Origin of the sequence: Alkalihalobacillus bogoriensis ATCC BAA-922, assembly GCF_000621445.1 — a bacterium.
In the GTDB taxonomy this organism is placed as follows: domain Bacteria; phylum Bacillota; class Bacilli; order Bacillales; family Bacillaceae_F; genus Bacillus_AO; species Bacillus_AO bogoriense.
Genome location: NZ_KK211278.1, coordinates 240,912 through 261,757, shown reverse-complemented (window position 1 = coordinate 261,757; position 20,846 = coordinate 240,912). Strand labels below are relative to the sequence as shown.

The window sequence follows — 20,846 nt, the reverse complement described above, 5'->3', positions numbered from 1 at the left end:
TTTTCCTCCATTCATTCTGGAAATTTAATATATCTCTTTCGCATCAAAAGGCAAGTTTCTCACATGTTTAAGATAACTCATCATATTATTGTCATCCTTAATAGGGTACCTGAAATTAAAATGTGCTGCGACATCTTGAGCCAATGTTCTAAATAACTGACACGTAACAAAAATAGATTCCCACATATTATCATATTCTGCATTCGAATACGTGCCTTTATACATGTTCCAATACTGCTTTGGAAGATAGTTTTTCACATACTTTCCTAAACTTCCTATCGAAACTTGAAACTCATATTGTATCCCAATCCACCAAGCGATTATTTTATCTAACGCATCTCTTGTCGTATATTCAAACATGAGTTTGGAATAGGGGAGTTCATCACGCCACATTCCTTTTGCAACATTTTGCAAGCACCACCAGAAATTATTCGTGTAACTATCAAACTCCTCTTTTGTAGGCGGCTTCAAATAATAGTCGATATCGGTAGGCGGACTAATCGCCGGTAAGAGATGATCTTTATCCAATAGCGGCAAAGTCAATTTTTCTTTCTTGTACTTTTCTGCCATCACTTCTACTGTTTCAATACGAAGGTCAATCCGATTCCCATCTGTAAAAAGCATTAAAAATCCGTATGATTTATGAAAATCGATGTCTTGTACAATGCCGAAATCATTTTTGTCAGGTTCCTGCATCATAATAAGTTCACCAAAACGGTCGATCCACGTTTTATCTTTTATAAACGACATCGTTTCCGTTACGACAAAAACAATATCATAATCTTGAAATATATCTTTTTTTACGTTCGGATTTGTTCTCGAACCATTCATATATACAGCTCGAATACGTTCGTCATCTTTTGCGGTCGATAAGATTACGTCCATCATGTCTTGCTCATTTCTCAACCATCATCCCTCCAACAAACATTTCTTAATGTTTAAAAATAACCCATAAGAGCTAAACCCAATCCTATCGAGATTAACCCAATTGTTACATTCATACTCTCTCCACCTCTCTATTTTGAAAATTATCTATCTTTATTTTCTGCTATGTAATTTTTCGCCAAATAATAAGCACTGACAGTAAAAAGCTGTGTATTGATTTCCCCTGTTGTTATTTGCTTGCCAAAGTGATGAAAATCATACAATGATATCTTTATCTCTTCTGTGTCTTCTAAGTCTTGTTCAAAGGATTTGAAAGCATCGACAATTAAGTACGTTCTAATTTTGTTCGTTTGCGTCGCTGGATTCACCATAAATTCACCAAGGAATATCGGTTTTTCTATTGAAATATATCCAGTTTCTTCCTTCACTTCTCTAACGACCGCTTGTTCAAATGTTTCACCTTGTTCCTTTTTTCCTGCTGGGACTTCCAGAAAGAAACCTTCTCCAGCATGACGATATTGTTCGACCAATACCAATTCGTTTTTTTTTTGTAATGACAACCGCATTTACCCAATCTGAATATTCATTTACATAGTATTCCTGGAAGCTCACAGCAATCCCGTCGAATATTCCCAAATGGACTTTTATGTAGATAGTCAGATTTAATCGTTCTCCATTTTTCCATAACCGCCCTCCAAGATTTGTTACTTCCTTTATTTTAACATAAATATCCAGCAAGTAGACTGTATCCTTCTTCGTCTTCAAGTTACGGACATTCGTTCCGTTATTTCATGAAACTAACTTTACGAACCGCTCGTTTTTCTAGTTTATCGGAACAGATGTCCGATAGCATGTGAAAAAAGGTCATTTTCTTTAAAATAGAGGAATAGATGTCCTTTAGAGTTGTAAAAAGAAGGGCTGGGTTCGGAACTAAACGTTTACACCCAGCCACATATAAAACGAAGACTACTTACTTGACTTCAACACTTTTTCTAGTTTGCCCTTCTCTTTCTCAGAATGACTAGTTTCCGTATTTTCCGCTTTAAATCCCGCTAATGAATATGCGAAAAGAAATGGGTTACTAATGATTTTATTATGAAACTCGCTATCTCCAATTAAAGATAAGCTTTTGTATCCATATCGTTTGTTCATTTCTAATATCCACAAATGTTGATTTTGGTCGAGTATAAAATCAATGGCAATATCACCAAAGCAGCCTTGTTTATCAAGAAGCTGACATGCTCGCAAACAAATTGTTTCTATTTTTTGTTCTAACTCGGTAATTCCCTTTTCGTCTAGTTGAAAAAGCTTGCGAAGGGCCTCGCTTCCTTCCATTAAATAGTCAAGATATCTCATATTTGTTGTTACGCTGCCTGGGACAGCAAACCTAGCAATGAAGCCGGAACATTTCCATTGTTGGGTTTCATCTTTTTGCATGTAAAGACGAAAATCAACATTTCTTGAATCATGTGTTAAAGGGACACCTTGCTGAATCATATATTTACTTTTCTTTTTCATTATTTTTTTAATTTTGCGATGTCCTTCTAAATTTTCGACTTTCTCATGCTTCTCTTGTTTTGAAGAAATTTGGTAGAAATGACCATCATATTTTACTTGAATAATCCCTTTTCCACCTGATCCCTCTTTCGGTTTTAAATAAATGGCTGGGTAAATATCGAGCATATTATACAGATCATCGATACGATTTACCTCTTTTGTCGTAGGTAGATGCTTCCTGATTACTGGGTCAGGGTGTAACCATTCCCACATTTCCCACTTATTAAAGAAGTTTGAGTTAAAAATACGACCATTTGTCTTTTCATATAAATGTTCATCGATGTCAGAAGGTACAGGAACTCTTTTAAAAATCGAGGCTGGGTATTTAAAGTTTCCTTCCTTCCATTGTGATTCTGCCTTTTTTGAACCAGGTTGAAAATAATAACCTTCCATTGTTTCATTCTCAACATTAATTCTAGACACTGTGCTTAAAATGAGTAACCCTTTCACCGGTACCGCATTTTCGATTCGTTCTTTAATGACATCTAGTTTTTGAATAAACCGATTTGATACTAAATAAGCCATGACCGGCCCAACATTTACCTGTTTTTCATCTACCAGTATCTCGTAATCAAGATCTGGGATAAACACTTCCTCTTTTAAATTACGAGAAAGCCCAATCATCCCTTCTGATAAATCTGTTAGAATATTAACGGTAAGTTCTTTTTTCCATAAACCAAAATAAAACATTCGTTTTCCTTGTGACTGAATCGTTTGCAAGAAGCTCCTCGGAAAATAAATGTTATCTTCTTCGTTATCTTTAATCCATTTAACTTTCAAAAATCTCCCTCCTTTTTCTTTCAGCCTCTTAATACCATATGAAAAAGTAGCTAAGCCTGAATAGACTGAAAGAGTAGGGGTTTCGTCTTTTTCTTTGCAATAGTAGACAGATTACTCAAAACTAGATTGTTGTGCTATGGAAGTCGCGTATTCCATCATCAATTGATTCGCTTGAACATACATGGCATGCATTCCTGTATCAACAGCCATTTGATGACGAGGGTTGCGATGATTCATTTCAATCATCCATAGGTTTTGATTTTTGTCGACAGCAAAATCAAAACCTAAGTTTCCTAGATTCCCTCCTTCACTTTTATATTTTTCCATTTGCTGTGCCATCCCTACTGCAAGTTGACTCATTTTTGTTCTTAGTTCAATCGCTTTCCATTTCGGTAAAGACAATAGGTTTTGAAGTCCAGAATTCCCGGCTTTCACCACCCCTGTATTGCTCACAATCTCCCCTTCACTGCCTTTTCTAGCAAGCAAGCCGATATTTTCCCATTCTCCACCTCCGTTTTTTACAGTAATCAATCGAAAATCAATTGGACGATTCCTAATATATAAGTCAATCACCTGTTGAATAATATACGTATTCGGTTTGCATGTTTTTTGAATACAGAGGAGAAGCTCTTTCTCATTCCAATAAAATGTTTTTACTTTCTTTTTCGAACGAACTTTCACTTGAAAAACATCTTCTTGTTTTGTTATTTTCATAATTCCTTTTCCATAGCTTCCGAAAATCGGCTTCAAATATGCTTCTTGTTTTTCTTGCAAAAATGTAAGAACTTTATTCGGTTCATCAAGTCGTTCAGTGTAGGGTAAATAGTTGTGATAGTTATTATGTTGAGATAACCATTCATACAACTCCCATTTACTAAATGTAAAATTATTTATCATTTTCTCACCGACTACTTTTGTAAAATACCGTTCCCATTTATGAGATAAAGAAATTTGGTTTATGATAGCATCCGGCATTGGAAATATAGATCGGTTCCAGTTCTTCTCTTTTGTGGAATACACATATCCGTTAATGACATTCGTCGTTTTCCTTATCCCTTTCAAAGAAAAAGCAACGACTTCTCCACCTATACTACACTCAGCCAAATCAGTAAGGTCGAGAATTCGCTGCCTCAGTTTTTTATTTGCACGGGAGACAAGTAATCCTATCGTTACTTGATTTTCATCGCTCCGTATTCTTTCACTCACTTTTTCACCACTCCTTCTCTAGTTATTCATGCTGTATTCTATGTTCAAAAAAGAAAAGAAGTATGGACAAGACACCCTATCAATTTGCCTCTTTTTTCAAAATCAAAGGATTAATAGGTTTTCATACAAGCAACAAAATCCCCCCTACCATACGGATAGAATTAGATTGATAGAAAGGAGGGGAAACAGATGGGAAACAATATGAACACTTGTCCTGACAGCTGTTGTACAGGTGATGAAATTCTATGTATCGGCATTCCATGTCCGATTGATATTGTTCTATTAGGGATTGAACTTCAAGTCGAGTTACCTTGTGTTAGAATTAGTTCTCCCGAAGATTTAACTGAAGACCAAGTGCAACAATTAGTAGGTGTACTGCAAGGGATTCTTAGTGCAATTGCAAATTTAGGAGCTGGCGAAAGCGAAGAATAGAAAGTGAAAAAAGAGCTGTCCAAAAGGGTATTTTCGCCCTTTTGGAACAACTCTTTTTCTAGTTAATCCAATCAGGCGAGTAATAGCAGTGCTAAACGTCAAGTAGAAATTGTATGTAGTTATATTAGTTTGTTTTCATTTTTCATTCGAATTCTTTGAAACGACTGTTTTGATTTCATATAATTTCCTATAAATGCGTATCTTTCTAAATTATGTTAAAATTAATTACTTGATAATAGCATTTGTGGGTTAAGGATGTGATGATTGTTATTAAAAAAGTAGCAGAAAAAATCTTTGGTAAACCCATGCGTGATAATTCTGTTTTTTTGTTTGGATATTGGGCTAGTATTATCTTTTACGCGTTAGCAGTTGTGAGTTTCGGTATATACGGTCTTCTAAACGGGCATTGGATTTCATTTATCATATTTGCTTTACTATTCCCTATTTTATTTAGAGTTGTTTACAAGTTAAATGTCTGGTTGTTACATGAATTTATATCTGGAAATAAAAAACCTTTTTTTATCACCGCTTTTTTAATTCCTTTTCTATTCGGTATCGTAGCAATCGGGGGTGTCTTCTCCTTTCTATTGTTTGGAGACCACGTAGTAACAAATGTAGCAAACAATGTTACAAAAAATGTAGAAGATGGAAATAGAATAAACGTTTCCATAGATTCATTAAAAGGGACACATCAAGTTGAAGAATTTACAGTTACGAAAGAAGGCTTAATTATTATTCCTTTTGATTTCAACATTACTGATGGTGAGGTAAAATTAATCCTTAGAAGTGAAGATGGAATTGTTTGGTCTGAAAAACTTTCAGTTGAGACACATGACCAAATTCATCTTCAAGGGAAAGAAGGGCATTATAAAATCGAACTACATACAAAGGAAGCTAAAAATATAAAGATTCAACTAGACTTTTAAATCTCTGTAAAATCACCATTCAAAATTTAAACATCCCCAAAATAACTACTTGCTTTTCACTTTTTTATAGCTTAAAATGAAAAACAATATTTAATCACACATCAAATAAAGCTGTGATAAGGACATGAATCATTTCAATTTTTCTTTCCAGAGAACGGGGTCACTGGCTGTAAGCCCCGAAGAAAACGGGATGGTTTACCACCTTTGAGCTATTATAGGGAAATATCTTTTTAGAGTATCTATAATCGGGTAATCCGTTATCTTTTCTTGAGCATAAGAAGTTCGTCTTTTTATGGAATCAGGGTGGAACCACGACCGCACTCGTCCCTTTAGTTGGGATAAGTGCGTTTTTTTTATACAAAAAAATAGATTGGCGTAGATGAGGACATGAATCAATTGTTGTTTTCTTTCCAGAGAACAGGGTCATTGGCTGAGAACCCTGAAGAAAAGCAAATGATTTACCACCTCGGAGCTGTTATAGGGAAATATACTTGTATAGAATATCTATAACCGGGAAAACCGTTATCTTTCTTGAGCATAAAACTTGAATTTGTTTTTTTGGAATTAGGGTGGAACCACGACCACATTCGTCCCTTTAGTTGGGATGAGTGTGGTCTTTGTTATATTAAAAAGTAGGAGGAATTTACATGTGTAAACAAGAAGAAGCAGACAAAATTAATCATCGTAAACTAGGGGAAGAGTTAGAGCTATTTACTTCAATGGAAGAAGCACCAGGGATGCCTTTTTTCTTACCAAGAGGCATGATCATTCGAAATGAATTAGAAAGTTTTTGGAGGAGTAAACATCAAAAAGCTGGGTACAAAGAAATCAAAACACCAATTATGATGAAACAACAATTGTGGGAGCAGTCTGGACATTGGGACCATTACAAAGACAATATGTATTTTTCAACTGTTGACCAACAAAACTACGCGATAAAACCAATGAGCTGTCCTGGCGCTATTTTACTTTATAATAGTAAACGAAGAAGCTATCGTGAGCTTCCAATTCGCTTTGCTGAACTAGGATTAGTTCACAGGCACGAGCTTTCAGGGTCTTTAAATGGCTTACTTCGAGTTCGATCATTCACTCAAGATGATGCTCATTTATTTGTAACAATGGACCAAATCGAATCAGAAATCGGGAACGTGCTTGAATTGATTGATGAAATCTACTCTCATTTTGGCTTTGAATATAAAGTTGAACTATCAACAAGACCTGAAGCCTATATGGGGGATAAAGCCATTTGGGATTTTTCAGAACTTGCTTTGGAATCTGTGTTAAACAGCAAAGGAATTCCCTTTCAAATCAACGCTGGAGATGGTGCCTTTTATGGTCCGAAAATCGACTTTCACATATTGGATTCTCTCGGAAGAAGCTGGCAATGTGGTACAATTCAGCTTGATTTTCAAATGCCACAACAATTTGATTGCTATTATGTCGACAAAGAAAATGAACGTCAACGCCCCGTTATGATTCATCGTGCAATTTATGGTTCTGTCGAGCGGTTTATGGCGATATTAATTGAACACTTCGCTGGCGATTTCCCGCTAAGGCTAGCCCCAGTTCAAGCAAGTATAATAACAATTTCTGATGTCCACATTCATTATGCATATGAAGTGAAATCACAGTTAGAATCTGCTGGTTATCGTGTGGAAGTTGACGATAGAGTAGAGAAACTTGGATTAAAAATTCGAGAAGCAGAAAAGCAGAAGATCCCTTATACACTTGTTATTGGTGATCAAGAGATGAACGAACAAACTGTCGCGTTACGGAAAAGAAAAAAAGGAAACATAGGGGTCATGGATCTCGAACAAGTCATTAATCATTTTAACAATGAATGACCGTCCTTCTATTGGCGTCAATGCAAAAAAAAGCCCGAAAAGATTTGGATTTATCTTTTCGAGCTTTCCCTTTGTGACCCCCTACCTTTTATTACAGTCACTCATATTCCGTTGGATCAACGAACGCTTTATAACAAAGGTAAATAACCATTGCCAAAGCTGTTAATAAAAACCCCCAGCCGAGCGTTAATTGTTCGATCATTAAATAATTATTGCACAATTGGAACGGAGCGAAAACATATAAAAACCCGACACCGATAAAAAGGACGGTAAAAAGCAGGATGACTGTATTTTTAGCAAATTCCGTTAGTTTTGTCCAACTATCACGTAATGGGAGCCCCGCTAGAAAAGGGAGACTAATAAACTTAAACACTTCTACACTTGTTATCATTAAAGCCTCGTCCATTGTTCGTGGCAACAACCAATAGCTAATAATGAAGGTAAACAACAGAATTCCTGGGACGCCATTGTGATTCCACTTTTCAAAAAAGTGAGGGAATCGCCGTTGGAAAAATGGTGCCATTAACAAACCCGAGATGACAAGCATTGGCATTTGCATATGCATATGAATGACCATTATCGACTCCATAAACCGAGCAACTGGAGGGAGCGCTAGGAAAAAAAAGAGGGCTAACCCTAGTTTACATTGGTCCATCACACTATCCCTCCTTCTCTTTTTCCAGAACCGCCCTAACTGTCGCTGCGGCTTCATCTGGCTTTGTAAAATCCATCACATGTTGTAATGTGCCTTCTCTATCAACAAAATAAAACGCTGAATTATGAGCGAAGTTTCCATATTCATCAGGGATTACAATGACCCCAAACTCTTGTAACAACCGTTCTAATTCCACTTGATCCGGAATTCTTGCCATTCGCCACGTTTCTCCATCGCTCTTAAAATAATTTTTATATTCGTCCAATGTCTCTGAGTCATCTGTTTCTGGGTCAAAACTAATACTAAGAAAAACGATGTCATTTCCGATAAACTGTTTAGGAATTTGGTCGTACACTTCCGCCATATTCATTTCTAATTGCCAGCATACACTTGTACACGTTGTATACATAAATGTAATCAATACATATTTATTTTCGAACTCAGTAAAAGGATAAATTCTCCCAAAGCTATCTTCAAATGTCACTTCCGGAAACTGTGGTTGTTGTTTCATTAATTGATTGACTCTCGCCGTTTCTGCTGTAAAGGCAGTAAACCCATCTGTTCCAACATAAAACAACAAACTTCCAAATAGGCAAACAACGAGAACTGAAATGATGTGACGCCGACGGTTATTCATGTAAGTCACTTCCTATCATCAAAGCTGATGGCTTGCTACTACCACAGGGGAAGACGGTATTGAGGACAAGCTCCCCCTGCTGTTAGCAATTACCATGTTCTAAATGGTGGCGAACCTGGCGGGGCATTCACGATCATATCGACGATCGGAACAACGTAGGCCATCCCAACAACAATAATCATAAGGACAACCCAAACACCCCATCGTTCTGTCCAATATCCTGAATTGTCCCCTGGCTCTTTTTCAGCAATCGGGAATTCTGTTTTTCCAATCGGCGCAAAAAACATCAAATGGATGACCGCATACACTTGAATGACAACACCAATTAATAGAAGCACAGCCCCCATTCCAATCGCCATCATATACGGATCCCAGCCAATGGCTGCGGCATGGTCACCGTATGTTGTGTATGATGTTCTTCGCGGAGAGCCCAATAACCCTGCTGCATGCATCGCAAATGACATTATTATCATAGCAACCGACCACACAATGGTTTGCCATATCCCAACTTTATTCATCGTAGGGGTTAAGACTCTACCTGATAAATAAGGAATTAACCAATAGCTAATGCCAAAAAACGTCATCGCAACTGACATTCCTAGTGTAAGGTGAAAATGTCCAACTACCCACATCGTATTATGAACAACTGAGTTTAGTTGAAAGGTTGTTTGGGCGATACCACCTGCTCCCCCTGCAATAAAGGCAAGCATGGCAATGAATGGTGCTAAGAAGCGAACATCATCCCATGGCAATTTTTTGAGCCAACCAAAGGCTCCTCTTCCTCCTTTTCTCCTCCCTGTTCGCTCCATTACAACAAATAGAGCATAAGCCGTCATTAATGAAGGAAAACCGATCGCTAAGCTCATAAACACGTGCATATATTTAATCGAGTCTGTAATACCAGGGTCAACAATTTGATGATGGAATCCCCCTGTAATATTCATAATGACTAAAGCAATCACAACAACACGCGTTAACGTATCATTCCAAAGCGTCCCACCGATCACTTTAGGAACAACAACATACCAGGCAGAAACAGCTGTTAAATACCAAATATTGACCGCAGTATGCCCAAATGCCCAAAACAATGTCCGTGCGAGCATCACATTAATCGTATCCACCCAACCAAGGGACCACGGAAGAATAAGAAAAAGAACTTCAACCGCCACAAACGCCGTTGCCCCTAATAGCAATACGAAAGCGCCAGTACTAAAGAAAGCTAAAATGGGAAGATGCTGACCTTTATGCCGTTTTCTCCAATTCGCAACTTGTATAAACGCACCGAAACAACACAGCCATATTCCGAGTACAACAAAAACTAAACCAATATAAAATATCGGATTCGCTCTCATCGGTGGATAAAAGGTGTACAATACAGACGCTTCGTTCATAAGTACCATAATGACAACGAGTACCGTACCAAACATACTTAAGCCAAACCCGACCCACCCCATCTTCCTTACTTTAGGAAGAAGTCCACCGAGGGTATGAGAAAGACACGAATAAAAATAACCAATCATAAAAAATCCTGAAAAAATCACGACTAATAAGATGCCATGTGCCGTTAATGCTTGATAATAAGTAAACCATAGTGGCAAATCGAGCAAACCCGAACGATTTAATCCTTGAAGTAAGCCAAAAAAACCACCCAAAAGCAACGCAATAAAAGCTACAAATAAATAGGATTTCGTTAATTTTGCATCTTCTACATTGACACCTAACACTTCATTGATTCTATGTCTACTGTCTATATGAACTGCTTCCACAAGACTCCCCCCCTTTATTTCACGATAATTGTCGTTGCCATGAACTGATGACCCGCACCACAAAATTCATTGCACAGCACTAAATATTCCCCAGGCTCAGAAAACGTTTGTGTCATGTTTAATACATAACCCGGCATTACCATTCCATTCGCATTTGTGCCTACAATTTGAAAACCATGAATCACATCTTTTGACGTTAATTTGAAATGAACTGTAGCGCCAGCAGGAATTTCAATGTCAGCAGGCGTAAAACGATACAACTCTAACACCATAACGACTTCATATTCATTTTCACCAATTTGTGTAATTCCTGGATTATCAAAAGGTGCGGTTTCATCCACTTTTTTCGGATCAATCGTTTCCATCCCTCCTGGTGGCGCCATCCCTAATGCAAAAGCTTGATACCCCGTTGCAATCATAAAAAGTAAAATCATACCAAAGCTTAATGAAAGCCAAATTTTCTCTGATTTATGCATGTTTACTCTCCCCTTTTTACACTCTAGCTAAATAAATGCCATATAAAATAAAATACGTAACTAAAATGACCGCACCCACAAACCCTAACCCCATTGCCGTACCTCGTAAGGAGCCTTTTTCATTTTTTTTAGGCATAGACATGTGATTCACCCTCCTTTTCCTTCATTTTAATTGAAAGTCATTCTCAAATACGTGATTGACATCACATTCTAAAAATTAATTGCAAGAAGATATCGTAAAAACAAAAAGAAGGCAAAGAAATCTTTACGATTTCCTCGCCTTCTTTTTGTATCGGAGTGCTATCGGACATACGTTCCGCTATTTTAAGAAAAAGTCGGGTTTGTCAAATGCTATCGGACATTGGTTCCGTTATATGGCCCCATTCGCTTGATTCCATCCCAATTTTGGGGAAATAACGGAACAGATGTCCGTAAAATATAAAAATCGCTTTATTTTTCAGCAAATAGCGGAATATATGTCCGAAACGTCAAAGCTCGTGATGCCACCCTCATGCTGCTTAATTACTTTTAACACAAGGCTACTTCGGTTTTCTCGAATCATAATGATACTCCATTTCTTAATCTAGTATATCAAGTAAGATATCTTTGTCATATGAGTTTGTTCTATTTTCAATGAAATAATAGTCTGTTGAAAACGCCTTTAACTTAACATCTGCTACATACAACTCTAGGTCATAATCGATGAATACAACCGTATAATGCCCTTTTCCTGGGAAGTACTTCGTTCCAAACAAAACGAGCTCTTGTTCCTCCATCTCATACTCATCTGAAATCAAGTCAAGCGCATACTCAATCGCTTGATGCTTTCCAAAAGGCGTCCCATTATTCCACACATAAACAATGCTAATGAAGATGAAGATGAGCAGGCCAAGCGAAACTAGAAAAAGCCTTTTTCTTTTCAACGCTAATCACCACCCTATTTGCCCAATTTCATATAATGTGTGGACTTCGTATACTCGACCCCTTTTATAAACCCAACAGATTGATAAAAAGCATCAGCTTCTCGTGTATCTGTGTACAAAATTAACGTATGAAAATATAATTTCGCCTCCATGATAATACGATTGATTAGCAATCTTCCAATTCCCATACGCCTCACTTCTTGTTTTATATAAAACCGTCTCACTCTCCCGATAGTAGAATCGTTTGAATGTGGGTCTTTATTCAATCCAGCAAGAGCAACAAGTTCTTCTTTTTCGCTAAACACACCAAATAGTGCTTCTCCACGATTACTAAATTGATTTTCCCCCGTTTTATACTCTTCTTCTACTCTTTCAACAAAACGAAAACCTTCAGCCTTACTCTGCTCTTTTAATTCCTTCAAGTCATAGTGTAGGAGATTATGTATCTTTTTTACGTTATATTCCATCATGCACTCTTTACTTTTTCTCGCATTTGTTTCAGGTGATGGCTATCATGTTTTAAAAAAATTTTCACAAAGCTCTCTGTTGATAGCTTTCGTTTTCCTCCACCAATTGTAAATCGAACATTTTCATCAATAGTGGAGATTTGTGTTATCAATTCTTTCCGTGTCGATATAAACAAAGTGTTAATGTCTTTAACAGAATGATCTTTTAACAATCTAATTGCTTCATGATTCAATTCATCATGGTTTGGAAAAGTAGGTAAATCATTTCCATCCTGCATGTAAGGAACCATTTGTTGAAGATTAAATTTGTCCCAATAATATAAATGACCAATAATTTCACGGATCGACCATTTCCCCACACTTAAAGGCTCGCATAATAGTTCCTCATTCATATCCTGAAATTGAATGACGTCCTCGATTGTTTCTTGAAATTGCTGTAATGTTTTATTCATTTATCACACACTCCCTTGATGAGTTTCACAAACCTATTTATTGCCATATTTTAAAACGTCCCTCTAAAAAAGCATTGATGCTGTTTTTCAAAAAAACTTAAAGAAAGGCCTGTCAAAACCTTTTCTTCCCTTACCTTTTCAAATCCATTTTTCTGATACAATTGAATAGCCGGAAGATTCAATGAAGCTGTTGCTACTTTTATGAGCGGAACAGGATATTGCCGTTCAATAAAAGATAGCAGCTTTTGCGCAATTCCTTTTTTAAAGTGGTCGGGATGGACAACGAGCCGATGAATATCTAATTCATCACTCTCTATTTTCAGTGAAATCACACCACATAACGCTTCTGCTTCCCAATATCCGTAAAATGTTTCACCGCAATATAGTAATGAATAAGCCGTATCAAACAAAGGGGGAATATCAGAGGACCCTATAAGACTAGCCTCTATTTTATAAGAAGGAAGTTGCACTTGCAAAACCCTCTCTGCCTGTTCCTTCTTCGTAATATCGATTCTTTTAATCATATGAGTCCTTTCTTTTACTAATCTTAATTTTCTGGCATCGAGTATGTCACTGCATGTTTCGTATTATCCTCTATCGCGTTATGCATGTCCGTCAATACTTCAAACGCTCTTTCTTTGGATGGATACGTTCCAAGCATTCTACTCCAAGTACACAAAAATCCTTTATTTACAATCCCTTCTATTTTTGTGTATGTTGAATAATCTCTTACTCTAATTTCCTTAACATTTATAATATTTTTCTTATTTTGCGTCATAACCCATAACATAAAAGCTCTCCTCCATGTTTATAATTTCCACTTAACGACCTATTTGTTTGATAAAACAAAAACAATCATGAACACGTTTGAATTTTTCTCTAATCATTGCTTTATCTTCACCTGTATAATGAGCAAAAGCTAAAATCGGAGTAAATTGGGGAATATCACAGTTACAAACCTTTAGCTCCTGTGGGTCTTCTAAAAAAACATGAAGATATGAATCTACTTGCACAAACTGCCTAGATTCGTACCAATGATGGACCCACTTATCATCTCTTGTCCACGCTTCAAAATAAGTAATCCCAAGGTCTTTTGCCAACTTTTCAGCTTCGTGTAACAATTGACTTGCAATGCTTCTGCGACGATAATCTGGATGGACGGCGATATGCCATATCATTCCGCCTATATTAGAGCCTTTTGTACAAACTGTATTCGGTTTTGTTTCATATTCAATATCTAACAGTCCTACTATCTCATTGTTTAGAACAGCTACTAGTTCAATCGCTGGATTTTGATAGATTTCTTTTTTCGGTAATACATTATCATAATAAGCCGTATCCAAAAATGAAAGAACTCGACAGCGAACCCAACCGGTTTCATCCTCTGGCTTATATGGTCTTATTTCTAACATTTGATTCCTCCTTTTTATCCTTTCTCCTAATATTACCAAAAAATAGATTGTAAACATACTACGTCTAACGAAACTATTATTCTACTCAATAAGAATAAAAACAACGATCCGAATGGAGCATCCAAAGCTCAAAAAAAGGCTATCCGTTTTGGATAACCTTTTAATCCGTTACTCAAACAAATCCGTTACGGCCCCTTTTGCCGCTGAAGAAACGAGCCTTGCATACTTTCCTAATGCGCCTTTTGAAACTTTTAGTGGTGGCTGTTTCCACTCTTTTTGTCGGCGTTGTAGCTCTTCTTCTGACACATCGAACATAATTTCCTGCGTTTCGCTATCAATTATAACGGTATCTCCACTTTGTAATAACGCGATCGGGCCACCAACTTGGGCTTCTGGTGCGATATGACCAATGACAAACCCGTGAGAACCACCCGAGAATCTTCCATCGGTAAGGAGTGCGACTTCTCCACCTAAACCTTTTCCAACAATCAAGGCGGTCACCGATAACATTTCCGGCATTCCTGGTCCTCCTTTTGGACCAGTGTATCTGACGACAAGAACATCTCCCGCTTTTATATCATTTTTCATGATTGCGTCAGTTGCTTCCTCTTCACTATCAAACACTTTTGCCGTTCCGACAAATCGAGATTTTTTCATCCCGGACATTTTCGCAATAGCTCCCTCAGGCGCTAAATTTCCTTTTAACACAACTAATGGTCCATTCGGCTTTAACGGGTTATCAAACGGACGAATAATGTCTTGATCTTTTTGCAAATCATCTACTTCTGCTAAGTTTTCTGCTATTGTCTTGCCAGTGACCGTCATACAGTCTCCATGAAGTAAGTCTTTTTCTAATAAGAGCTTCATGACCCCAGGTACTCCACCGATGTCATTTAAGTCTTGCATCGCATATTTTCCGCTCGGTTTTAAATCAGCGATATGGGGCACCCTTTTTCTAATCTGTTCAAAATCATCATAAGTTAACTCAACATCCACAGATTGTGCTATCGCTAAAAGGTGGAGGAATGCATTTGTCGAACCTCCAAGTGCCATCACAACTGTAATTGCATTTTCAAACGCTTTTTTCGTCATAATGTCCCTTGGGTAAATGCCTTTTTCAAGAAGTCCAATCGCTTTCTTTCCCGCTTCCTCACATTCAATCGCCTTATTTGGTGAAATAGCAGGGGTTGACGAAGAACCTGGAAGACTCATCCCCATCGCTTCTGCTGCTGAAGCCATCGTATTGGCGGTGTACATTCCGCCACAAGCCCCAGCTCCTGGGCAAGCAGTACATTCTACTTTATGTAATTCCTCTTCTGAAATTTGTCCTTCATGGTATTTTCCAACAGCTTCAAATGCACTGACGATGTCGACTTTTTCTCCATTTAAAAAACCAGGTTGAATCGTTCCACCGTATACGTAAACAGCTGGGATGTTCATCCTTCCAATCGACATTAAACAGGCAGGTGTATTTTTATCGCAACCTCCAATTGCAACGATTGCATCAAATCGTTCAGCATTTGTGACGATTTCAATTGAATCTGCAATGGCTTCCCGACTCGGTAAAGAATATCTCATTCCTTCATGACCCATTGAAATTCCATCGGATACAGTAATCGTGTTAAAAATTAACGGAGCACCGCCATGTTGTGTCGCCCCCTTTTTTGCGCTTTTGGCCAACTCATCAATATGCATATTACAAGGTGTGATTTCACTCCACGTGCTTGCAATTCCAATCATTGGCTTTTTAAAATCTTCATCGGTAAAACCTACCGCCCGCAACATCGCTCGGTTTGGCGACCGATTGACCCCTTCACTAATGTCCGTACTTCGGATGCGCAAATCTTTTTTATTCGTCATCTTTTATTCCTCCCACCTTAACTAATACTTCTTCTTGTCCAATAACCGTAACTTTTTGAATTCAAACGTTATGAGACAAGTTCTTGTACTAGGATCAACTACCTCTCCTAGTTTTAAACTTATCATTTCCTTTTTTACTCATAAATTATATTTTTTTCATTTATTAAAACCAAAAGAGCTGTTGCTTCGTCTAAAATAAACGAAGAGGGAATCCGTAATGTATAAGCGAGGTGCGCTTACTTCAGAAAAACTAGCGACAAACACATTTATTAAAACACTTCAAAGAGGAGGGCTAAATATGACGTCACAAAAGTTTGATGATTTTTTAAATAAAGTCACTTCAAAAGTGAAAGCAAAAGAGACACACACACTAATCAAAAAGGAACTGTCCAATCATCTTCAACAGTTAAGTCAATCATTTCAAAAAACAGAAACTTCAAAAGACGAAGCCGAAGAAAAAGCAGTTCAAGAAATGGGAAATCCCTATACAATCGGCGAACATTTAAATCGGCTTTATCGACCAAGAGTCGACTGGTTCCTTATTGTTTTGTTTCTCATCATTGCGGGGATAGGGTTTCTTCCTTTAATTCAGAGCGATTTCGCTATCAATTATTTAGGTTATCAAGCACTCTGGCTTACTCTTGCAACCATAGTTGTCGTTTGTCTTACTTTTTTCGATTATCGAAAATTACAAAATATGTGGATGTTATTTTATGGGGGTGGCTTAACACTTCTTATTTACACTTATATTTTTGGGTATACGCTGAATGGCGTTAAGAGGTGGATATCTGTAGGTGGAATTGAAGTCAACTCAACAACATTAAGCTTGCTATTATTCTTCATTGCATGGGTCGGCATTATAAGTAAAATTAATGAGTTTAACAGCTGGTTAAAGCAAGCTTTATTATTCTCCTTATTTTGGGTACCTATTCTTTTCTATATGGTTCTACCCCAATTTATATATATTATTATTTATTTTGTCTGTATTCTGACGATGTTTTCTTGTTCGAGAGTCCATAAAAAACTAGCGACTAGTTTAATCATATCTAATATCATAGCGGGTTTGGTTGTCATAATGAGTATTCCTTCCACCTCTCGTGGAGTCTACTTTTATCATAAATTAGTAGCTTTCTTTAATCCAAAATCTTACGAAGATGCGTTCGGATATATCTATATATTAGCTAAAGAAGCACTTTCTCGATCAGGTTGGTTTGGAAATGGTTTTCATGATGAGTTCATACAGCTACTGCCTGGTACACATACTGATTTTGCCTTTGTTTACCTCGTTTACACATTTGGTTGGGCATTTGGGATAACCCTTTGCCTTCTTCTCTTTGCTTTTATTACGAGAATTATTAAAAACACCTTTAAAACTAAAGATTTATTCGGTAAGTTATTAGTTATCGGTGGTGCTTCTATATTTGCGGTGCCAGCTTGTTGGAGCATTTTAATGGCTTTTGGTATTGTCCCAATCATTGGAGTATCATTTCCATTTGTTAGTTATGGAGGAAGTGCGCTACTCTTTAACTCTGTTGTATTAGGACTTATTTTAAGCGTGTATCGACGCAAAGATATTGTAAAGCCAACAATTGCAGATATAAAATACCGGTCAGATGGCGCTAAATAAAAAAATTTCAATCGCCCTGTTACATCAATAGTCTCTATCGGACATTTGTTCCGCTATTTTTAGAAAAAGTAGCATTTTTCAAAGGCTTACGGACATACGTTCCGCTATTTTACCTAAACAGTTTGTTTTTACTGCTCTTTTCGTCAATTAACGGAACGTATGTCCGTAAGAAATGAAAAAGGGGCGTGATTTCAAGAAATAGCGGAATAGATGTCCGTAACATTTGAGCTAATCCCAAAGAGCACTCTCTTTATCGGAGAGTACCCTTTTTCAAACTTTCTTTTTTCACTCCCAATACCTTTCCATTATATCCCGAGTCCATTCCGGCTGCTTAATCGATTCTTTTGGCAGAAACTCCTCCATTACCGGCTTTATATCAAGAATAGGCGTTTCGTTCAAACAATCCAATCGTTGGACATATAGCTCTCTTCCTTCTCTTTTTAATAATCGAACTGTCGTTAATCCCAAACGATTCGGTCGATTTTTCCCTCGTTGGGCAAAAATCCCGACTTTTGGTAATTCAAGATTGTTCCTTGGATGTCTCGCTCCCACTTCAATGTTTTCTTCTTTTACTTTGTGAAAATAATAAATAATTTCAAGATGGGAAAAGTGTTCAATCCCAGCTAACGCTTCTTCTGGAATGGTTCTATCGATTACAATTTTAGAATCCACTATTCCCCAATTATCGTCTTGGATGTTATCTCGCTCATTGTAAGCTATTCCAATCGGTTGTAATGTTATCATAATCTCACGCCTCCTTCGTTATTTCATCGCTTTCCAAATCGTCCAGCGATCTTTTTCAACAATTGGACCACCCATTGGTACTAACGGACGAATAAAATTAATAAGCTCGCTAACTTCATTATCATCAAGTTCATGTAATAAACTTCGACCTGTTCTGTTTTTAATATCTTGAAGCAATTCGTCTTTTTGCTCATACACTTTTCTCGTTTCCCACAATTTTAATTCTTCGATATTTGTAAACCCTTGATTTCTTAATGCAGTATCAACCGTTTCACTTTTATATCTGCGTGCTCTCTCGCTATTCATCAATTGCGGAAATCGCTCGAAAAAATAACCTCTAATATGGTTTCTGTCTCCTTTTAAGAAACAGTCTTCAGGAGTACGGTCTTGAATAATGAACGTACCGCCACGTTTTAACACTCTATACCCTTCTTGAAAACAACGGTGTAAGTCGTCTAAATGATGAATCAATGCTCTTTGTATTATGAGATCGTATTGTGCATTTTCCAAGCCTGTTTCATATGCATTGCCATACTTTAAGGATATATTTTCGTAGCTTTGACAATTTTCCTCTGCTCCTTCAAGCATACTCTCTGAAAAGTCAATACCTGTCACTTTTCCTATCCCTAAATCTGCTAGTGCTTTTGTATAAATTCCTCCGCCACACCCAATATCCAATGCATGATCAACAGTTTTCACCTCAACTAGCTTACGTATTGCTTCTATCCACGATTGATCTGCATTTCGTGTCGTATACGTTTTCTTATGTTCATGACTATGAAAATTAATCGTCATCTCTTTTCTCCCCTTCCACATCGCTTCTTTTTTAGTATAATAAAAATAATCCCATAAGAATAATACTTGTTTTTTATTGAAATTGATAAGAAAAACTTATATATGAGGGGGCAAAAATGAAAATCGATGACTATCGACTATTAGTGAAGATAAAAAATGTAGGGACAATTAGAGGCGCTGCTAAAGCATTACATCTATCGCAACCTGCGATTAGTCAAAGGGTGAAACAAATCGAGGAACACTGGGGCGAGAAACTTTTTATAAGAACGACAAAAAAGATCCTCATCACACCCGCGGGTGAAAAAATTATTGAATTTGGGGAAGAACTAATTGAGCGCGAAACAAAACTACTAGATGAGATTTCAAAATCAACAAACGAAGTGACGGGAAGATTATCGTTAGGTGTTTCTTCCGTTGTCGGTCAATACCTGCTTCCAGAAATTCTTGAAGCTTATATCGAACAGTACCCTCAAGTTAACATTGAACTGTTTACTGGTTTAAGCCAAGATATCCGTCATTCCATCAATCAGTATCATGTCGCCATTATACGAGGAGAAAAAATACAAGATAGGCAATGCCATCAACTTTTTTCCGATAAACTTTATATCATCGAAAGAAAAGATGTAAAAAAAGAAAAATTATTAATCGAATTCCAAAGCGATCCTAGTTTTCATTCTGTTGTAGACGAATGGCTCACCGACCACCCTAATTGGCGGCCGACACGAAAAATAACCGTCGATCAAATCGAAACATGTAAACAACTTATGTTACATGGAATCGGAATGGCCATTTTACCTGAGTCGGCCATCACCGATTTAGACACTAGTCTATATAATATCCATCCCTTGATATCACAAGAGACACATCTCTCACGACCGACTTGGATTAGTTATTCCGAAAACGCAACAGACCTTCCACAAGTAAAAGCTTTCTTGAATATCGTGACAAGGAAAAACTAGAGAGCTACCTGTTACTCTCTAGTGCTTCATATTCTATATACTTGTTATTGTATTCCGCATAAATGAAATCTTTTTGTTGCTCATCTGCAAAGATTTTAGTACCAACGGGGAGTGTGTTCGATATATACTCAGCTCCTAATATCATTGGTTCCGTTTGGGAAACCTGTTGTTTCACTTCCCCTAGCTCCTTCCACTCGTTTAACAATTCATTTTCTACATTTCCAGTATCGCCGTAAATCTCACTTTCGGTTGATATCATCGGTTTATAATCTGCTCCGGCTTTTATTTCTTGTTGTTCATTGCATCCTGTAATAAAAAGCAACATCAAAATAAAAACAGAAAACCCCATTTTCTTCATTTGAACCATGCCCCTTTCAAATTCTATTATTTATTTTGTTAGCTTATGATACACTTAGCATATCAAATTTTTCCAAAAAGTCATG

At 37.2% G+C, this 20,846-nt stretch carries 25 protein-coding genes and 2 other annotated features; of the genes, 5 read left to right on the top strand and 20 right to left on the bottom strand.

What is annotated here, in order from left to right:
* Positions 1-24 precede the first annotated feature (24 nt).
* The 5 genes from T323_RS0119935 to T323_RS0119920 form a co-directional block, all read right to left on the bottom strand.
* Complete coding sequence (locus T323_RS0119935; protein ID WP_026674853.1) at positions 25-906, bottom strand: aminoglycoside 6-adenylyltransferase; 882 nt, start codon at positions 904-906, stop codon at positions 25-27.
* A gap of 122 nt (positions 907-1,028) precedes the next feature.
* On the bottom strand, positions 1,029-1,445 hold the full coding sequence (locus T323_RS27235; protein ID WP_245613751.1) for an NUDIX hydrolase: 417 nt from the start codon (positions 1,443-1,445) through the stop codon (positions 1,029-1,031).
* Positions 1,446-1,468: 23 nt separating this feature from the next.
* The gene (locus tag T323_RS29845) at positions 1,469-1,570 is read right to left on the bottom strand and encodes a hypothetical protein (protein WP_505579022.1); all 102 of its coding nucleotides are present in this window, start codon (positions 1,568-1,570) and stop codon (positions 1,469-1,471) included.
* Positions 1,571-1,851: 281 nt separating this feature from the next.
* Positions 1,852-3,222, bottom strand: a complete 1,371-nt coding sequence (locus tag T323_RS0119925; RefSeq protein ID WP_026674852.1) for a YheC/YheD family endospore coat-associated protein — start codon at positions 3,220-3,222, stop codon at positions 1,852-1,854.
* A 111-nt stretch (positions 3,223-3,333) separates the two neighbouring features.
* Positions 3,334-4,428 carry a YheC/YheD family endospore coat-associated protein gene (locus T323_RS0119920; RefSeq protein ID WP_026674851.1) on the bottom strand — a complete coding sequence of 365 codons (1,095 nt, stop codon included), beginning with the start codon at positions 4,426-4,428 and terminating at the stop codon, positions 3,334-3,336.
* Between the two features lie 189 nt (positions 4,429-4,617).
* Between T323_RS0119920 and T323_RS0119915 the strand changes: the two genes are divergently transcribed.
* The 3 genes from T323_RS0119915 (at position 4,618) to thrS (ending at position 7,630) form a co-directional block, all read left to right on the top strand.
* The gene (locus T323_RS0119915; protein WP_026674850.1) at positions 4,618-4,860 is read left to right on the top strand and encodes a hypothetical protein; all 243 of its coding nucleotides are present in this window, start codon (positions 4,618-4,620) and stop codon (positions 4,858-4,860) included.
* Between the two features lie 260 nt (positions 4,861-5,120).
* Positions 5,121-5,786 (top strand): threonine/serine exporter family protein, encoded by a 666-nt coding sequence (locus T323_RS0119910; RefSeq protein WP_026674849.1) that lies wholly within the window; start codon positions 5,121-5,123, stop codon positions 5,784-5,786.
* Between the two features lie 104 nt (positions 5,787-5,890).
* Positions 5,891-6,118 (top strand) — a binding site (T-box leader).
* A gap of 35 nt (positions 6,119-6,153) precedes the next feature.
* Positions 6,154-6,384, top strand: a binding site (T-box leader).
* 49 nt (positions 6,385-6,433) lie between these two features.
* Complete coding sequence (gene thrS / locus T323_RS27230; RefSeq protein WP_051556636.1) at positions 6,434-7,630, top strand: threonine--tRNA ligase; 1,197 nt, start codon at positions 6,434-6,436, stop codon at positions 7,628-7,630.
* Between the two features lie 97 nt (positions 7,631-7,727).
* Here thrS and T323_RS0119900 read toward each other — a convergent pair whose 3' ends face one another.
* From T323_RS0119900 to ilvD, 12 genes are all read right to left on the bottom strand, one after another.
* Positions 7,728-8,285 (bottom strand): hypothetical protein, encoded by a 558-nt coding sequence (locus tag T323_RS0119900; RefSeq protein WP_026674848.1) that lies wholly within the window; start codon positions 8,283-8,285, stop codon positions 7,728-7,730.
* Between the two features lie 4 nt (positions 8,286-8,289).
* A complete protein-coding gene (locus T323_RS0119895) occupies positions 8,290-8,922 on the bottom strand; it encodes an SCO family protein (RefSeq protein WP_026674847.1) in 633 nt (210 codons plus the stop codon).
* Between the two features lie 89 nt (positions 8,923-9,011).
* Complete coding sequence (locus T323_RS0119890) at positions 9,012-10,688, bottom strand: cbb3-type cytochrome c oxidase subunit I (protein WP_026674846.1); 1,677 nt, start codon at positions 10,686-10,688, stop codon at positions 9,012-9,014.
* 14 nt (positions 10,689-10,702) lie between these two features.
* Complete coding sequence (locus T323_RS0119885) at positions 10,703-11,164, bottom strand: cytochrome c oxidase subunit II (protein WP_026674845.1); 462 nt, start codon at positions 11,162-11,164, stop codon at positions 10,703-10,705.
* A gap of 16 nt (positions 11,165-11,180) precedes the next feature.
* Positions 11,181-11,306 carry a hypothetical protein gene (locus tag T323_RS29600; RefSeq protein WP_281175749.1) on the bottom strand — a complete coding sequence of 42 codons (126 nt, stop codon included), beginning with the start codon at positions 11,304-11,306 and terminating at the stop codon, positions 11,181-11,183.
* A 436-nt stretch (positions 11,307-11,742) separates the two neighbouring features.
* Positions 11,743-12,087: a hypothetical protein gene (locus tag T323_RS0119875; RefSeq protein ID WP_026674844.1), complete on the bottom strand. Its 345-nt coding sequence runs from the start codon at positions 12,085-12,087 to the stop codon at positions 11,743-11,745.
* A gap of 14 nt (positions 12,088-12,101) precedes the next feature.
* On the bottom strand, positions 12,102-12,554 hold the full coding sequence (locus tag T323_RS0119870) for a GNAT family N-acetyltransferase (RefSeq protein ID WP_051556635.1): 453 nt from the start codon (positions 12,552-12,554) through the stop codon (positions 12,102-12,104).
* Positions 12,554-13,006 carry a DinB family protein gene (locus T323_RS0119865; protein ID WP_026674842.1) on the bottom strand — a complete coding sequence of 151 codons (453 nt, stop codon included), beginning with the start codon at positions 13,004-13,006 and terminating at the stop codon, positions 12,554-12,556. Before T323_RS0119865 ends, T323_RS0119870 begins: the two co-directional genes overlap by 1 nt.
* Positions 13,007-13,056: 50 nt before the next feature.
* On the bottom strand, positions 13,057-13,530 hold the full coding sequence (locus T323_RS0119860) for a GNAT family N-acetyltransferase (RefSeq protein WP_026674841.1): 474 nt from the start codon (positions 13,528-13,530) through the stop codon (positions 13,057-13,059).
* A 23-nt stretch (positions 13,531-13,553) separates the two neighbouring features.
* Positions 13,554-13,796 carry a hypothetical protein gene (locus T323_RS0119855; protein WP_026674840.1) on the bottom strand — a complete coding sequence of 81 codons (243 nt, stop codon included), beginning with the start codon at positions 13,794-13,796 and terminating at the stop codon, positions 13,554-13,556.
* Positions 13,797-13,827: 31 nt separating this feature from the next.
* Positions 13,828-14,418: a GNAT family N-acetyltransferase gene (locus tag T323_RS0119850; protein WP_035179367.1), complete on the bottom strand. Its 591-nt coding sequence runs from the start codon at positions 14,416-14,418 to the stop codon at positions 13,828-13,830.
* A 168-nt stretch (positions 14,419-14,586) separates the two neighbouring features.
* Positions 14,587-16,278 carry a dihydroxy-acid dehydratase gene (ilvD, locus tag T323_RS0119845; protein WP_026674838.1) on the bottom strand — a complete coding sequence of 564 codons (1,692 nt, stop codon included), beginning with the start codon at positions 16,276-16,278 and terminating at the stop codon, positions 14,587-14,589.
* Between the two features lie 298 nt (positions 16,279-16,576).
* Here ilvD and T323_RS0119840 point away from each other — a divergent pair, with 298 nt between their 5' ends.
* Positions 16,577-17,905: an FtsW/RodA/SpoVE family cell cycle protein gene (locus T323_RS0119840; RefSeq protein ID WP_026674837.1), complete on the top strand. Its 1,329-nt coding sequence runs from the start codon at positions 16,577-16,579 to the stop codon at positions 17,903-17,905.
* Between the two features lie 285 nt (positions 17,906-18,190).
* On the opposite strand, the gene T323_RS0119835 is transcribed toward T323_RS0119840, so the two are convergent.
* Both T323_RS0119835 and T323_RS0119830 read right to left on the bottom strand, forming a co-directional pair.
* Positions 18,191-18,649 (bottom strand): SAM-dependent methyltransferase, encoded by a 459-nt coding sequence (locus T323_RS0119835; protein WP_026674836.1) that lies wholly within the window; start codon positions 18,647-18,649, stop codon positions 18,191-18,193.
* Between the two features lie 18 nt (positions 18,650-18,667).
* A complete protein-coding gene (locus T323_RS0119830; RefSeq protein ID WP_026674835.1) occupies positions 18,668-19,444 on the bottom strand; it encodes a class I SAM-dependent methyltransferase in 777 nt (258 codons plus the stop codon).
* A 116-nt stretch (positions 19,445-19,560) separates the two neighbouring features.
* Here T323_RS0119830 and T323_RS0119825 point away from each other — a divergent pair, with 116 nt between their 5' ends.
* A complete protein-coding gene (locus T323_RS0119825; protein ID WP_026674834.1) occupies positions 19,561-20,403 on the top strand; it encodes a LysR family transcriptional regulator in 843 nt (280 codons plus the stop codon).
* A 4-nt stretch (positions 20,404-20,407) separates the two neighbouring features.
* On the opposite strand, the gene T323_RS0119820 is transcribed toward T323_RS0119825, so the two are convergent.
* On the bottom strand, positions 20,408-20,761 hold the full coding sequence (locus T323_RS0119820) for a hypothetical protein (RefSeq protein ID WP_026674833.1): 354 nt from the start codon (positions 20,759-20,761) through the stop codon (positions 20,408-20,410).
* Between the last annotated feature and the right edge of the window lie 85 nt (positions 20,762-20,846).

Excerpts from the sequence above, each read along its gene's own strand:
- T323_RS29845 (WP_505579022.1), bottom strand. The coding sequence starts at position 1,570 with ATGGAAAAATGGAGAACGATTAAATCTGACTATCTACATAAAAGTCCA.
- T323_RS0119915 (WP_026674850.1), top strand. The coding sequence starts at position 4,618 with ATGGGAAACAATATGAACACTTGTCCTGACAGCTGTTGTACAGGTGAT.
- T323_RS0119910 (WP_026674849.1), top strand. The coding sequence starts at position 5,121 with ATGATTGTTATTAAAAAAGTAGCAGAAAAAATCTTTGGTAAACCCATG.
- thrS (WP_051556636.1), top strand. The coding sequence starts at position 6,434 with ATGTGTAAACAAGAAGAAGCAGACAAAATTAATCATCGTAAACTAGGG.
- T323_RS0119900 (WP_026674848.1), bottom strand. The coding sequence starts at position 8,285 with ATGGACCAATGTAAACTAGGGTTAGCCCTCTTTTTTTTCCTAGCGCTC.
- T323_RS0119895 (WP_026674847.1), bottom strand. The coding sequence starts at position 8,922 with ATGAATAACCGTCGGCGTCACATCATTTCAGTTCTCGTTGTTTGCCTA.
- T323_RS0119885 (WP_026674845.1), bottom strand. The coding sequence starts at position 11,164 with ATGCATAAATCAGAGAAAATTTGGCTTTCATTAAGCTTTGGTATGATT.
- T323_RS29600 (WP_281175749.1), bottom strand. The coding sequence starts at position 11,306 with ATGTCTATGCCTAAAAAAAATGAAAAAGGCTCCTTACGAGGTACGGCA.
- T323_RS0119870 (WP_051556635.1), bottom strand. The coding sequence starts at position 12,554 with ATGGAATATAACGTAAAAAAGATACATAATCTCCTACACTATGACTTG.
- T323_RS0119865 (WP_026674842.1), bottom strand. The coding sequence starts at position 13,006 with ATGAATAAAACATTACAGCAATTTCAAGAAACAATCGAGGACGTCATT.
- T323_RS0119860 (WP_026674841.1), bottom strand. The coding sequence starts at position 13,530 with ATGATTAAAAGAATCGATATTACGAAGAAGGAACAGGCAGAGAGGGTT.
- T323_RS0119855 (WP_026674840.1), bottom strand. The coding sequence starts at position 13,796 with ATGTTATGGGTTATGACGCAAAATAAGAAAAATATTATAAATGTTAAG.
- T323_RS0119850 (WP_035179367.1), bottom strand. The coding sequence starts at position 14,418 with ATGTTAGAAATAAGACCATATAAGCCAGAGGATGAAACCGGTTGGGTT.
- ilvD (WP_026674838.1), bottom strand. The coding sequence starts at position 16,278 with ATGACGAATAAAAAAGATTTGCGCATCCGAAGTACGGACATTAGTGAA.
- T323_RS0119840 (WP_026674837.1), top strand. The coding sequence starts at position 16,577 with ATGACGTCACAAAAGTTTGATGATTTTTTAAATAAAGTCACTTCAAAA.
- T323_RS0119835 (WP_026674836.1), bottom strand. The coding sequence starts at position 18,649 with ATGATAACATTACAACCGATTGGAATAGCTTACAATGAGCGAGATAAC.
- T323_RS0119830 (WP_026674835.1), bottom strand. The coding sequence starts at position 19,444 with ATGACGATTAATTTTCATAGTCATGAACATAAGAAAACGTATACGACA.
- T323_RS0119825 (WP_026674834.1), top strand. The coding sequence starts at position 19,561 with ATGAAAATCGATGACTATCGACTATTAGTGAAGATAAAAAATGTAGGG.
- T323_RS0119820 (WP_026674833.1), bottom strand. The coding sequence starts at position 20,761 with ATGAAGAAAATGGGGTTTTCTGTTTTTATTTTGATGTTGCTTTTTATT.